The following is a 14,268-nucleotide window of genomic DNA, read 5'->3' on the forward strand; positions in this document are numbered from 1 at the left end:
TTACGTCAGGTAACATCCCTGTAAAGATCACCTCGTCAGCAGACCTACGTCAGCCTGGGCGCATTCGGGCCCCGCTACTTTCGTGTCACATTAAAGGACAACGTTATGAACTCAAAACATCTGAATGCCACCCTCGTGGTACTGCTGGCGATCCTCCTGTATCATCCCCTGCACGCACAAAGTACACTTACGGTCAAGTCGGTAAAGGCTTCCATACAAGGCTCGTCGACGTTACACGACTGGGAGTCACAGATCACGCAAATAACCTGCCTCGGCGATTTTCAATCGGACAATACGCTGCTGACGAATATCGCGGACATCAGCGTCAAGATTCCCGTCGCGGGGATTAAAAGCTCCGAGGGTAGGATGATGGATAACAAAACCTACGAAGCCTTTAAGTCCGAAGAGCATCCTTATATAACGTATACCGCGTCGCGCGCGCAGATCACGACCGACGCGGCGAAGAATACTACTATTAAAGTGTCTGGCAACCTCACCATGGCCGGCACTACCAAACCCATCACGATCGAGGCCAAAGGCAAGTCGTTACCCAACGGCGACATGGAAATCTCCATCGCCCGCAAGCTTAAAATGACCGAGTTCAATATGAAACCACCCACCGCTATGATGGGTACTATCAAGGTAGGCGACGAAGTAACAGTTGTGGTGAGTCTCGTGCTCACACAGGCTGCAGCCGCCTCCCGCTAATCATCTTTCTAACTATCCATTTAAACAAACTTCTTATGAAGACTGTCAGCCGCATCACCCTTCTGCGAATACTCCCCGGCTTCCTCCTCCTTACATTCCTGGCACAAATCGCAGCAGCACAGGCACCTATCCAATACTTCCGCCAGTATGACCAGCGTGGCATCGGCGTCTTTGAAACTTCCAAGAACGACACCATACCTTTCAACGACCTCAAGCTGCGCGTGGGCGGCAACTTCACGCAGAGCTTTCAAACCCTCAGCCACAGCAACGACAGCGGTGTGCCGCTCTACGACTTAGGCAATGGTTTCCCGCTTGCACAAGCAAACCTCAACCTTGACTTCCAGCTGGCCGACGGTGTACGCGTGAACCTCATTTCCTACATGTCGTCTCACCACCACAACGAAATGTGGGTGAAGGCCGGCTACTTCCAGATTGACAAGGTATCGTTCCTCAACAGTGAGCTGCTGAACAACCTCTGGAAAAATCTCACCCTGAAGATCGGCCACATGGAGATCAACTACGGCGATGCACACTTCCGCCGCAGCGATGGTGGTAACGCCTTCTGGAATCCCTTCATCGAAAACAATATACTGGACGCCTACACCACCGAGATCGGCGCCGAGCTATACTGGCAAAAGAATGGCTTCTTGCTGATGGGCGGTATGACCAACGGTGAGATCCAGGGCAGTGTGACGGCGCCTGAAAAACGAAGCCCGTCGGTGTATGGTAAAGTTGGTTATGACAAAGTGCTGGCGGAAAGAACCCGCGTACGCCTGACCGGTTCGCTCCTGCGCAAGTCGTCGTCCGTCAACGGAACCTTGTTTCGCGGCGACCGCACCGGCTCTAACTACCAGTTCGTAATGGAACCTGCCACTGCAACCGTAACAGCCAACGCCTTCTCTGGACGCATCAACCCGAATTTCTCCGACGACGTCACCACGTTTGTGATCAATCCCTTTGTACAATTCCGCGGACTGGAATTATTCGGCACCGTAGAATTTGCCGAAGGCAACGCGGCGGTAGAAAATGGTGAGGTGCAATATACCCCGGCCGCCAACGACGCCACGAAGTTCAACAAACTGGAGAAACGGAAATTTGACCAGCTGGCAGTAGACTTACTCTATCGCTTCGGCAAAGCTGACCGGTTCTATGTCGGCGCGCGCTATAATAAAGTGAGTGGCACACAAGTATTCGGCAGCACGACGACTGTGGCAACCGCCGGCGGTATCTCACAAGGCACACGCCTGGACATATCACAAGAACGGACGGCCTTTGGTGGTGGCTGGTTTATCACCCGCAACATCTTGCTGAAAGGTGAATATGTAACACAGAAATTTAATGACTATCCCGCAGGGGACATATTACAGGGCGGTAAGTTCGATGGATTTGTATTCCAGGGTACCATCGCTTTCTAACAATAGCAGTTCAAGCCGACAGCAGGCTTGGGTTCTGGGTGTGGGGGTTGACTCTCCACACCCTTTTTATTACCAGCGCACCAGGATGTCGCCAGTACTTCCCTGCATGTCGGCAGCCTTCACCGTTACGTGCAGATAACCCGATGCCTCGTTGTATTGATATTGCACCACGGCCAGCGCGTGCTCCAACGATTGTACCGTCAAAGGCTTTGGACACCTGATCTTTATTTCCTGCTCGCCATATACCCGCAGATTTGCCGAAAGCCCCTGATCCGATAATTCCACCCGGTATACATTGAACGTTCCGTCGTTGTATACATGCACGGGTGTGACCTCATTGCCTACAGCGTACTGCAGCGTATACACCTGGCGTTCGAGCGGTGGCAGGTATAAAAATCCATACCCCTCATCTTCGAAGGCCACGGCCAGCGGCGCGCCGTCCAGATCAACGGAAGAAATGTGTTGTCCGGGCGCGAGCCTGATCTTCAATACAAGATTGCCTAATCCTTTAAAAGCATAAGCCTTCTCCGGCATCGCCGTATTGTCGATTGTTACTATGCCGGGCGTCTGCTCGGTGACTACGGTGTGTTTGTTGTAAAGCCATTGCGCGTGCAGCTGCTCCGTGTTCTTGGCAATGTACCGGTCGGGAAGTCGCTGCGCCGACTTGTAGTATTCAATCCACTGGGCGGTTACCGCCGGCTGAAGCGGGTCGTCCTGCGCCAGCCAGTTGGGCCAATGGCTTTCGATGATGTCGGTCTTTTGCTCTGCCAGCGGTACTTTGGGCAGCGTTGCCAACGAATACCATACGTTGCCGTAGTTGATGCGGTTGATGACGTGCGTGTTGAAATCAAAGCCTCCGCCGTTTGGTTCCGTAGGCGGGTTCAGCTCGGGTATCTCGCTGAAGTCGGTGTTGGCATATTTTACACCGGCTTCGCTCAGCAGCTTGCCGAGGCTATAGCTGCCGGTGGGATTCCAAAAGTAACTATAAGCACAGGGTACAAAGCTCTCGGGGAAGGAATGTCCGTTCTCCGGACTGAAACCATACTGTGCCATGATGTCTTTAAAACACTGAATGTGCTCACGCAGCGATGCCTCCGGCCACGGTTCTTTGTCGGCCAGATTGTACCACTCGGCACGCTTCTGCGGTTGGCCCGGCGCCCAATATTCATGCCCCGTACCGTGCAGGCCGAACTCCATATATGCGGATTGATCGCGCACAAACTGCATGATGATCTCTTGCTCCGCCGACACGCGGTGGCTGTTGTCCCACTTCTCACGCAGGTAGGTAGTCGTGGGGAAGCGGGCCAGCAGGTTGGTCCGGTCCATCTCACTCAGAATAAATAAACACTGAATCCGTGCACCCACTGCCTTGCCTACATCGATCATGTATTGGTAGTCACTCAACTCAAAGCGGCGCTTTACGCCGGTGCGATACGGACCGGGTACCGGCTTTTCAGAAAGATCGGCACCGTCGACCCAGCCGAGATCATCAACGGCAAAAGCAAACGCACGCGGAAATATTATCTTCTCTGTCATAGACATACTATTCTCAGGTTCACTACCGCGGGTACGCCTCCAGCAGCAGGTGTTGGGTAAACGTCACCGGGAGCTTCGGATTTGCATGCGACACCTCGCCCAGCGTAACATTGTTTACATAGTCGCGTACAGTATATACTTTGTCCTCCAGGCCGCGCAGCTCCACAGCGCCATTCCATTGGTCGCTATAAAAGGCATAGTGCAATGTATCGCCCTTCTGCACCACGTGTGTTTCCGGCAGGTCATAGCCCAACGTATAGAGCTCACCGCGATAGGGCTCTTTCGAAAGCATCTTCCGGTGATACAACATAAACCATTTTTTCCAAAGTTGTTCTTTCTCCGGCGTCAACAGGTTATCTTCTGTTACCGCCGGGTTTTCTTTGGGCCAGGTAAACTTCGTCCCCAGCACTGCGCCAATGCCAAACGATGACGCAAAGTCCTTACGGCCATCACTGAGCTCCACATGGTCGCCGAAGTACGCGGTCTTCCCAATCAACGCTTTATACGCTCGCCCCTTCAACCGCACCTGCCAGCTGTTGAGTGGATCAGACGCTACCGCCTGATTCATATAGGGCATATTAAAGACCGACATGCACGTGCCACACGGACAGTTTTGAATAAGCGCATGCGGATTGATATGTTTTGCTTCCTGCCAAATGGTATGAAAGAACTGTGGCAGGTCGCGCACGGCTTGCTCGGGGTCCGTGCCACCAAGGTGTGTATTGTAATCCGGCGGCACCGCATTCATATGCTGGCCGTCCATCTTCAAGCCGTCAAAGCCCCACTGCCGCATAAACAGGTCGACGGTCTCCTTTGTGTATTTTAATGTACCGGTATATCCCGGCGACAGATACCAGGCATCCCACCAGGTAATCTGCTGTGGTTTCCCCTCGGCATTGATCAGCCGCAGGTCCGGATGCGCTTGGATTACCTGGCTGCTGCTATCGGCGGCCAGCGGTGCCCACCATAACATGGCCTTCATGCCTTGTGCATGGATCTCATCCACCAATGCTTTCATCTGCGCATCGCCCCCGGGAAACTTGTTGGTGTTTACATGCCAGTCGCCTTCGGCTTGTTGGAAGCCGTCATCGATGGTCACCCATTTTATACCCAGTGATTTTACTTTCGGAAACGTGCCGCGGATTTCGTCGAGCGTCACTTCGCGCATATACCCCCACGCGCACCACGAAGATTCAAAAGCGCCTTCCTCCGGCTCGGGGAATGTCAGGCCACGCGCCTGCAACAAAGTGCCGTATTGTTTCAGCGCGGTATAATAATCGCCGTGGTGTATCAGCACGAACGTTTCATCTGTGTGCAGTGTATCGCCCGGTGCCAGGGGATACGGTTGGTCATAGGTCCTGGATATTTGTACCGTTGTCTGCCCCGCCGCGTCGACTGACACCGGCAACTCCACCAGCCGCGGCGCCAGCTCCACGTGTCCCACGGCCAGACCGTGATCGGCGTGCCACACATCCGTTACGGGAATGCCGCCACCATAGTCGGAGTTGTTCATGCCCATATAGTTCCGTTGGTAGAAGCCTGGCTTCAACGGCAATACCCAGTCGCGCCGCTCACCGGTCGACTCCCCCTGGAAGGACCAGCCTACGACGGTATCCTGAACCGGTAAAAGTGTATAATGATGATTAACCCATTGCCGGATCCGCACGGGCTTATCCGCTTCGTTTACGTACGCGGCTTGCAGCAACATCAGATCGGGAAAAGCACTGTATACCTTGAGCGTGACAATCTTTCTGATCGTATGACCCGCTGTATCGGCTACCCCTTGAATAACCCACCGGGTACCAGCGCCAATCTGATCGGAAAAAGCTGCTGATTCCTTTTTATCGATGCGAAAGTCCCGCAGCGTGTCCGTCGCCGTCACGAGATACTCGGTAGCGGCTGTTCCTGTCGTAAAGGGTTTGGACTGCGCGGCCGCGGATTGCACTGCCACGTGCAGTTTGTCATTCACCGATACCTGCAGGTTGCCATGCTGCCACGACAACGGCGTCTCACGGCAGGCGACCACGACCAGGCATACAAGAAAGGCTGCAACGATACGGCAGGGCATAGGTAGTAAAAGGTTTAAGGTTAAAAACTGTGCCTTATCGCGGCGATACAACGTCCAGCTTTTCCTCGATCAATTTCCTGACCGACGCTGTCGCCACGGGAAACACCTTGCGTAAATCAATCTCGTCGTTGTCGCGCAACGTCGACTGCAAGGTTTTCATAAACATATTCTTGGTTTCGGTGGCCAGGTTCACTTTTGTAATGCCATTCTTCACCGCCTGTATGAGCTGATCATCCGGAATGCCCGAGCTGCCGTGCAGCACCAACGCTGCCGGTGTGGCCTGGTGAATCGACAGCAACAAGTCCAATTGTAGCTTCGGCGTCTCCTTGTAAAAACCGTGCGCCGAACCAATCGCAATCGCGAGCGCGCTGACACCCGTTTCCTCCACAAACCGTTGGGCTTCGTCGGGCTGAGTGTATTGGCTGGGCTGCTGTACTTGTCCCAGTTTGGCCACGTAACCCAGCTCAGCCTCTACGTTGGCATTATACGAAGCGGCCAGCTTCACCACTTCACGGCTGATCTTTACGTTCTCATCAAACGACTTTTCGCTGGCGTCGATCATGACCGAATCAAACCCCGCGTCCAGACATTGGTGCACAACGTCGCGCGAGCTTCCGTGATCCAGGTGCAGCCAACCTTCCACGCCGTAAGCCTTCAGCGCTTCACGCGCCATCGCCGCCGCCAGGTTTATCCCCAGGTATTGCAGCGAGCTTTCCGACAATTGAAGAATGATCGATTTGTTCCGCGCCCGGGCCGCCTGCAATACACCCGACAAGGTTTCGAAGTTGTAAAAGTTGGTGGCCAGCAAAGCTTTTCCTTCGCGGCTACAGGTGCTCAGTTTTTCCTGTAAGGTCATGATTAGAATGAATAGTTGAATGTTGTTGCGGCAATGGTCTTCACCAATGCCAGACTTTCAAAAGCGCCCGTGCCACCGGGACGTGTTGTATTGATCGCACCGGTCAGTGCGCCAAACTCGAGACAGGTCTGGTCGCTGGCGCCTGCGATAAACCGGTGTATAAAGCCCGAGTCAAAGCTGTCGCCTGCCCCAATGCTATCGACTACATCTTTATTTAAAAACGCCGGCTGGTGCAGTAATTCCTTCCCGTTCCACAGGTAGGCGCCTTCACTACCATGCTTCACCACCACTTTGCGGGCAAAGGGTTTGATAACATTCAGCGCCGTCGTGAGGTTGTCCTGGTGTGTAAAAGCTTTCAGCTCATTGATGTTCGGCATAAAGACATCGACGTGGGGCAGCAGCTGTTGCAGGTTCACATCCCACTGCTCGGCCGGATCCCACTGCGGATCCAGGGATGTTGTCAGTCCTGCATCTTTCGCGTTTTTAAACAGCGCAACAATATCTTTCCTAAGCCCTGCCTGCAGAAACACCGAGCTGAGATGCAGGTGTCGTGCCTTTTGTAATGCTTCGGCCGTGATGTCTGGCAGCGTAAGGTGACTCATGGCGCCAGGGTAAGTCACCATAGCACGGTCTTCCCCAAAGTTGAGGACGATAGTAGCGCCCGTGTTATGTGTCGTCGCCCGTAGTATATGCGAAGTGTCAACACCACGCGCCTGCAAACTTGATAGTATGAGGTCGCCAAAGTTGTCATGGCCCAACCGCCCGAGGAACGCCACACGCGAGCCCACCGTGCTTAGGTTGCTGGCGAAGATCGCCGAGCTGCTGCCCATCGTCAGGGTCATGTTGTCGGCCAGTACTTCCTTGCCGACCTCGGGAAACTTATCGATCTGGTTGAGGATCAAATCAACGTTCAATTCTCCGACAACCAGTACATCAAAAGGTTTGCTCATGATACGTTAGCGGGTTCCGTTCAACGCATAGATTTGTACTCCTTCCACCACACGCGTAATCGCGCCTGTGGCCGACGGCGCATCGGGCTTCAACCCCAGTTGCAGCGACTTGAAAAACCCCAGCAACTGTGCCGGCACGATTGCCGCTACCGTCAGAAACTCTTCACCGACACTAGCCGCTCCGTTCGACAGGGTGATCAGGTGATCGAGTGTTATACCTTTCGGCGCTGTTTCGGCAATGCCGATCTCCGCGAGCGGAGGCGTGCCCTTCTTCATCGCGACCACCAGGTCTTTTTCATATTGCTGCGCGTGCGGGTTGTTGGAAAATGTATAGACTACCAGGGTTTGCGAATCGATCACCGCCTTCGGCCCATGCCGAAAGCCCAGGTACGAATCGTTTTTACAAATCACCTGACCGTCGGTCAGCTCTTGTAACTTCAGGTGCCCTTCGGTCGCCGTACCGTACAGCGGTCCCCCGCCCAGGAACACCGCCCGCTGAAAGTCCAGCGCGGCGATCGCTTTCAGCTCGGGTATATCTTTTGTTATTACCTTCTCGGCATAACGCGCCAGTGTCACCACCGTGGCTTGCTGATCCGCAACGGTCTCTATAGTCGCCAGCAGCTTACCCGCCAGCAACATACCGGAATAGCTACTGGTCATTGCCAGACTCTGATCATTTGCCTCCGCCGGCAACGTATATACATATTTAGGATTGGGGGATGGGGACATTGCCAGTAATCCTTCCGGATTACAGGTAATCACCAAATGAAAGCATTGCTGACAGATCTCGTCCGCTAACCGCACGGCGGCGGCACTCTCCGGACTGTTGCCGGACCGCGCAAAAGATACCAGCAACGTAGGTACCTCCGGCAGCAGGTAGTCCTGTGGATGCGACACGAGGTCGGTTGTCGAGATGGCCTCCGTGAGGATCCCCCGGCCGCGCTGAAATGCACCGCGAAGCGACAAGCCAATAAAGGCACTTGTGCCCGCCCCGGTCAGAATGATGCGGCGAACGCTCTTGGTTGCCTGAAAAAACTGTTCAATCTCCGGCCGACGGGTATTCGCCTCTTCCCAGATTTTCAGCCAGAGCGCAGGCTGCTGGGAAATTTCCCTGGCCGTGTGAATAGCCCCCAGGCGGGTCAATTCGTCAACGGGGAAATCCAAGTATTTCATAGCTTTTATTTAAAAGTGTTCGACGCCAAAGGTAGAGGAAGTTAAACTAATATTCTTTCGTTTCGTTATTTTAATTTATAGTAATCTTTCTTTTTATTACAATTCACAGACACAGATTAATTCTGAGGCTTTCCGGCAGAGCGGCTACTTAATTTATTACTTTTATTTGTTCAAAAAACCCTTTTAATCGAAACCATAATGTCCAGAAACCAAGACTCCACTGTGTCCCGACGCAAGGAAATCCTTCATATCCTTTCAGATAAAGGGGAAGTGTTCGTCGAGGACCTGGTCGAGCGTTTTAAAGTGAGCGGTGTCACCGTCCGCAACGACCTGGACCAGCTCGAACAAAAGAATCTCTTGATCCGTGCGCGCGGCGGCGCCATCAAAATGGAAACCGGTGTTGCGATTGATCAGCGTGTCGTTGACAAGAACCGCATCAATTTCCAGGAGAAATCCCGCATCGGTCGCAAAGCCTCGCAGTTGGTGGTCGAATCCGACACCATCATTATCGACTCGGGCTCCACCACCGCCGAAATGGTACGCAACCTCCCCGAGCTGCAAGACCTGACCGTGATTACAAACGCGATGAACATTGCCAACCAGCTGATCACACGGCCGAACATCAACGTCATCATTCCCGGTGGCTACCTGCGCAAAAACTCGCTCTCCCTCGTCGGTCCCCAGGCAGAAAAGAGCCTGCGCAACTTCAATGTCGACAAAGCCTTTCTCGGCGTCGACGGCTTCGACACCAAACACGGCATCTATACCCCCAACGTAGAAGAAGCACGCCTGAACGAGATCATGATTGAAATCTCTAAGGAAGTGATTTTATTAGCCGACTCCAGCAAATTCACCCGCCGTAGTTTTGCCTTTATCTGCTCCATTGATCAGATCAATAAGGTCATTACGGATAATGGTATCAAGCCAGATGATAAGAAGCGGTTGGAGGATGCGGGCGTGCAAGTGATCATCGTCTAAACGGTGGAGCAAGAAATAACTGTACCCTAAACACAGTTACTTCTTAGCTCCAACAAACCAAATCTTACTCCATTAGTCATTCTGCTCCGCCAACGGATTTGCCAGGCGTTCATCCTGCGGTATAAAATATATATTCCGGGCGGCATCCCAATTCACTACTTCATGCGGCTGCACCCCGGGGAAATTCCGATCCATTGGCAATTTATTCCGGAATAAATCAACGGTCCGGTGGCCTTCATACGCCAGCTCCATTCGCCGCTCTTGCAACACCGCGCCTAAAACCGATGTGGCACCCTGAAGATCCCCCAGGGTATACAGATCGCCCGCTGCTATACCAGCCCGCGTACGAATGACATTGATATCATCCAACGCCAGCTGATCCTGCCCCTTCTTCGCGTACGCTTCCGCGCGGTTCAAATACATCTCTGCTAAGCGCACTACATGCGGCGAGCTCAGCGTTACAATACCATCCTGATAAGAGAACTTCGTAATAAAGTATTTGGGAATCCCGTTGCGCTCGGCGACCGTTACACCGTCTTCTTCATACTGCGGCCTGATCAACGTGTTGCGAACATCTTCCGGATGCTGCTCCAACAACAACCGCAGCGGCTCCGACACATAGACCTCTCCCCAGCCTTTGACATCGGTCAGGTACATCGACCCGATAGATCCGTCACCCAGATCATCCTGCAACGCGTGCTTTATCACGAAGATTGACTCTGAATACTTTGGTGTATTCCAAAACATATCCACGTAATTTTCCTTCGGCGTCAGCGCCACCAATGGCGAGGCGATAGTCTTATTAGCATATTCAATCGCTTTATCATATTGATCCATGTACAGGTACACACGCGACAGCAATGCCCAGGCGGCTTCTTTAGAAGCATATTCCACGCCGCGACGCTCACCGTTCTCCATCAGCGCGGCAGCTTTCTCCAGGTCGGCCACCACCTGGTCATACGACTCACCTACCGTGGCCCGCGGCATCTTGGCGGGGTCTGTACTGGTGAGCCTCAGCACGACGCCGTTGTTACCTGTACCCTGCGTATAGGGTTTCGCGAAAAGCCGCAGCAGATCGGTATAGGCCATTGCCCGCAGGAAGTAGTTCTCTCCCAACAGATAGTCATTGGCAGGATCCTGTCCTTCCGTGACCGATTCGATATTCTGGTTCACCGAGTTGATGATCTTATACGCTACGTACCACACATACGTCGCATTTTCCATCCCTGCATAGTGCTGCCGCGTGGCAGATAAGAACAGCGGGTCTTCGGTGGTGCCGCTTAGCGTGACGTTATCGCTGGAGTATTCCAGCATCATGTGCAGGTTGCGCGCGTACGTACTACGAAAGTCGAACGCTCCTTTGTACTCCAGCTGGTCTTTCATGAGCGAGTAGGCGCCGTCGGTGGCATACTTCAACGCATTGGGTACGGAGGGCAGGTTGTCTTTGGTAACGCCGTTGAAAGGATCGACCTGCAGGTCGCAGGCGCTGAGCGTCAGCAGCGCGGCAGCAAAATATAGTTTGAGTTTCATGTGGGTTCGGGGTTAAAAGCTGATCTGAATACCTACGAGATACTGTTTGCTGATGGGATACTTGAAATACGACAAGCCAGCCGTGATGCCACGGGCATTGTCAGAATAACCTGCCACTTCCGGGTCAAGCCCCGAGAATTTGGTGAAGGTAAACAGGTTGTCGCCCGAGACATAGATGTTGGCACCCGACAGTTTCAGCTTTGACAGCAGCGTTGCCGGCAGGTTGTAGTTGAGGGTGATGTTTCGAATACGCCAGAAACCCCCGTCCTCCAGATAACGCGACGACGCTTTATTAGAGTTGTTATTACCACCAAACATAGGTTTAGGATGTGTGGCAATATCGCCGGGGTTGCGCCAACGCGACCAGCCATCGTCGAGCTTCATCATATTAAAATTGAACATAGCACCATCAGCATCGACAAACTCACGGGTGCTGTGGTAAACGTCGTTGCCATATTGATACGACGACGATACGCTGAGCGTAAACGCTTGATACGTGAGCGTCGTACTGAGACCACCAAACACCTTGGGTGTAGCCGAGCCAACAATCTGCAGGTTCTCCGACCGCGACGCTACATCGTATTGGTTGGTAACGCCATAGCCTACAATGTTACCATCCGCATCGCGCTCGGTCGTCTGCCACTGCGGATCACCATTCTCCGGATTCACGCCTACCCACTTGGGCAGATACCAGGAGTTGACGTCTTCCCCGACTTGTATGACTTGTTTCACACCGTCGTTGCTGACGAAAATCTGTGTGACGCCATCATCCGCCAATGCCTTAACCTCGTTGGCGGCAGTGCCGATGTTAAAGGCTACATTCCAGCGAAAGTCGCCTGTACGGACCATATCACCGTCGATGCCAAGCTCAATACCCCGGGTCTTCAGGCGACCAGCATTGCGCAACACACGCGCAATACCTTGGGAAGGTGGCTGCTGCACCCACAACAAAAGGCGGTCGGTATCCTTCATATACCCATCGATCGCCACGTTGATCCTGTTAAACAATCCTACTTCGAGACCGACATCATACGTCTTGGTCTGTTCCCACGCCAAAACCGGGTTGGGTATATTGACGGGATAGCCTGCCGTGCCACCGTTGTACTGATACGAGAAGTCGTATACACCGACATCATTGTTGGGGGGAACGTTATCGTTCCCCACGATGCCATAGCTGCCGCGGAGCTTGGCGAACGTTACCTGGTCTTTAATGCCACTAAAGAACTCTTCGCCGCTGATAATCCAGGAGGCCGATACAGCGCCAAAAGATCCCCAGCGCTTATCGATCGCAAACACAGAAGCACCGTCGCGGCGAAAAGAGCCTGTCAGGAAATATTTGTCTTTATAGTCATAATTGACCTCGGCCAGATACGACATCGCCCGACCTTCAGAATGCATGCCGTTGATATCTTGCGGCGTACCCACCGCCGAGGGAACCTTAATGCCTGAAGGTACACCAATGCCATTGCCGGCAGCATTTTCAGATTCTGAGTATTGTCCTTCAAAACCGACGAAGCCACCGAGGTGGTGCTCGCCGAAATCGTGCTGCAGCCGGATGAGGTTTGTCGAAATGAGGCTGTACGAGTCGGATATGTCGTATGCCAGGGCTCCATCATAGGCAGCGCCTTCAATCGTCTTTACATCTTCGTAGGTGTCGCTGCGGTAGCTGGCATAGGCAAAGCGGTTCCGGGATTGCAACGTCAGCCAGGGCGTAATGGTCGCTGTCAGAATCGCATCACCGTTCAGGCTGAAGCTTTTGCCCGTATAGTCATTATACTGCGCGCTCTGTAAAATATTGTTTTTATCACGCGACAGGAAACCTGGTGTGGTAGCATCGACATAGCGGATGTTGCCATTCTCGTCGTATGGCGAATCGTACGGCAGGTATAAAAAGGGCTGATAGGGCCACCGCCAATGAGAGTTATTGGTCTTGTCGCGGGTAATGTTGAGATTCGTCGTGAGCTTTACTTTATTGGACAACTCGAAATCGAGGTTGGAACGGAAGTTGAACCGTTTATAGCCTGTAGTAAGCAAGGTGCCTTCTTCGTCATAGAAGTCGCCGGCGAGGTAGTATCCTACCTTGCCTGATTTGCCACGGGCTGAAATATTGTGGTTCTGCACGAAGGCATCCTTATAAGAAAGATCTACCCAGTCATAATCTCGCTCCAGTAGCGTCCGTGGACGCAGTGCCAGGAACTGGGCTGAGCCGGGAAACATGGCACGCTCGGTTTCGTAGAGCTCTTCGGTGTTCATCATTTCGAAATTGCCCGTGGTGATCCTTCGCGTACCCAACGTGGTTTTGTATGTGATAACCGGCTTTTCAGAAATACCTTTTTTAGTGGTTATGATCAATACACCCGAGTTTGCGCGCGACCCGTAGAGGGCCGTTGCACCGGCATCTTTCAACAGGGTGATACTTTCCACATCGTTGGGATTATAGGCACCGCCGACAATGCCATCTACCACCACCAGCGCCCCACGGCTGGCGCCCATGGACGATGCGCCGCGGACCTGCACCTGTGGTATGCTTCCGGGCGCGCCCGACAGCGTCGATACCTGCACGCCCGCTACTTTTCCCTGGAGTAAACTCTCGACACTCGACGTGGTCACACTCTTCAGCTTTTCACTGGAAAGATTCACGACGGCGCCGGTAATCTCCTGTTTGGTTTTTTCAGAGTAGCCTACTACCACAATCTCTGTCAGCTCGTCCACGGATTGGGTCAACGCAATGTCTACTGCGGTCTGTTGTCCGACCGTCACCTCTTCCGACTGATAGCCGATAAACGAAAAGACCAACACGTCGGCATCACTCCCTACCTCCAGCGAATAGGCGCCATTGGCATCCGTGGTCGTTCCCTTTATCGTACCTTTTATCAACACGTTGACACCCGGCAAGGGACTGTTGTCGTCAATAGACCGGACAGTCCCCCGGACGGTCCTGACCTGAGCCTGCGCAGCAAATGCCGCCAGCAGGCAAAAGCAAAACACTCCCCAGGGAAGTTTTTTTAGTAAAAGAATAGGCATAGGAATTGGGTTTTGTAAGTTTAAGTAAAT

10 protein-coding genes are annotated in these 14,268 nt (G+C 53.1%); 3 read left to right on the forward strand and 7 right to left on the reverse strand.

Annotated features, from left to right (window positions below; genetic code table 11):
• Window positions 1-105 precede the first annotated feature (105 nt).
• Window positions 106-708 carry a YceI family protein gene (locus K7P01_RS09940; RefSeq protein WP_267292458.1) on the forward strand — a complete coding sequence of 201 codons (603 nt, stop codon included), beginning with the start codon at window positions 106-108 and terminating at the stop codon, window positions 706-708.
• A 35-nt stretch (window positions 709-743) separates the two neighbouring features.
• Window positions 744-2,123 carry a hypothetical protein gene (locus K7P01_RS09945; RefSeq protein WP_267292460.1) on the forward strand — a complete coding sequence of 460 codons (1,380 nt, stop codon included), beginning with the start codon at window positions 744-746 and terminating at the stop codon, window positions 2,121-2,123.
• Window positions 2,124-2,192: 69 nt separating this feature from the next.
• Here the strand turns inward: K7P01_RS09945 and K7P01_RS09950 are convergent, their stop codons facing one another.
• From K7P01_RS09950 to K7P01_RS09970, 5 genes are read right to left on the reverse strand one after another with little or no spacing between them, the layout of a single operon-like run.
• Window positions 2,193-3,659 (reverse strand): hypothetical protein, encoded by a 1,467-nt coding sequence (locus K7P01_RS09950; protein WP_267292462.1) that lies wholly within the window; start codon window positions 3,657-3,659, stop codon window positions 2,193-2,195.
• A 22-nt stretch (window positions 3,660-3,681) separates the two neighbouring features.
• Window positions 3,682-5,727, reverse strand: coding sequence for a glycoside hydrolase family 36 protein (locus tag K7P01_RS09955; RefSeq protein WP_267292464.1), 2,046 nt, complete (start codon window positions 5,725-5,727; stop codon window positions 3,682-3,684).
• A 34-nt stretch (window positions 5,728-5,761) separates the two neighbouring features.
• Window positions 5,762-6,583: a class II fructose-bisphosphate aldolase gene (locus K7P01_RS09960; protein ID WP_267292466.1), complete on the reverse strand. Its 822-nt coding sequence runs from the start codon at window positions 6,581-6,583 to the stop codon at window positions 5,762-5,764.
• A 2-nt stretch (window positions 6,584-6,585) separates the two neighbouring features.
• Window positions 6,586-7,533, reverse strand: a complete 948-nt coding sequence (locus K7P01_RS09965; protein WP_267292468.1) for a carbohydrate kinase family protein — start codon at window positions 7,531-7,533, stop codon at window positions 6,586-6,588.
• A gap of 6 nt (window positions 7,534-7,539) precedes the next feature.
• The gene (locus tag K7P01_RS09970) at window positions 7,540-8,706 is read right to left on the reverse strand and encodes an SIS domain-containing protein (RefSeq protein ID WP_267292470.1); all 1,167 of its coding nucleotides are present in this window, start codon (window positions 8,704-8,706) and stop codon (window positions 7,540-7,542) included.
• Window positions 8,707-8,904: 198 nt separating this feature from the next.
• On the opposite strand from K7P01_RS09970, the gene agaR reads away from it, so the two are divergent.
• Window positions 8,905-9,684, forward strand: a complete 780-nt coding sequence (gene agaR, locus K7P01_RS09975) for a transcriptional repressor AgaR (RefSeq protein WP_254085001.1) — start codon at window positions 8,905-8,907, stop codon at window positions 9,682-9,684.
• A 72-nt stretch (window positions 9,685-9,756) separates the two neighbouring features.
• Here the strand turns inward: agaR and K7P01_RS09980 are convergent, their stop codons facing one another.
• A complete protein-coding gene (locus tag K7P01_RS09980) occupies window positions 9,757-11,214 on the reverse strand; it encodes a RagB/SusD family nutrient uptake outer membrane protein (RefSeq protein WP_267292474.1) in 1,458 nt (485 codons plus the stop codon).
• A gap of 12 nt (window positions 11,215-11,226) precedes the next feature.
• The gene (locus K7P01_RS09985) at window positions 11,227-14,238 is read right to left on the reverse strand and encodes a SusC/RagA family TonB-linked outer membrane protein (RefSeq protein ID WP_267292476.1); all 3,012 of its coding nucleotides are present in this window, start codon (window positions 14,236-14,238) and stop codon (window positions 11,227-11,229) included.
• Window positions 14,239-14,268: the final 30 nt, after the last annotated feature.

The sequence above is a fragment of the Parachryseolinea silvisoli genome (assembly GCF_021190955.1).
Taxonomy (GTDB): domain Bacteria; phylum Bacteroidota; class Bacteroidia; order Cytophagales; family Cyclobacteriaceae; genus Ohtaekwangia; species Ohtaekwangia silvisoli.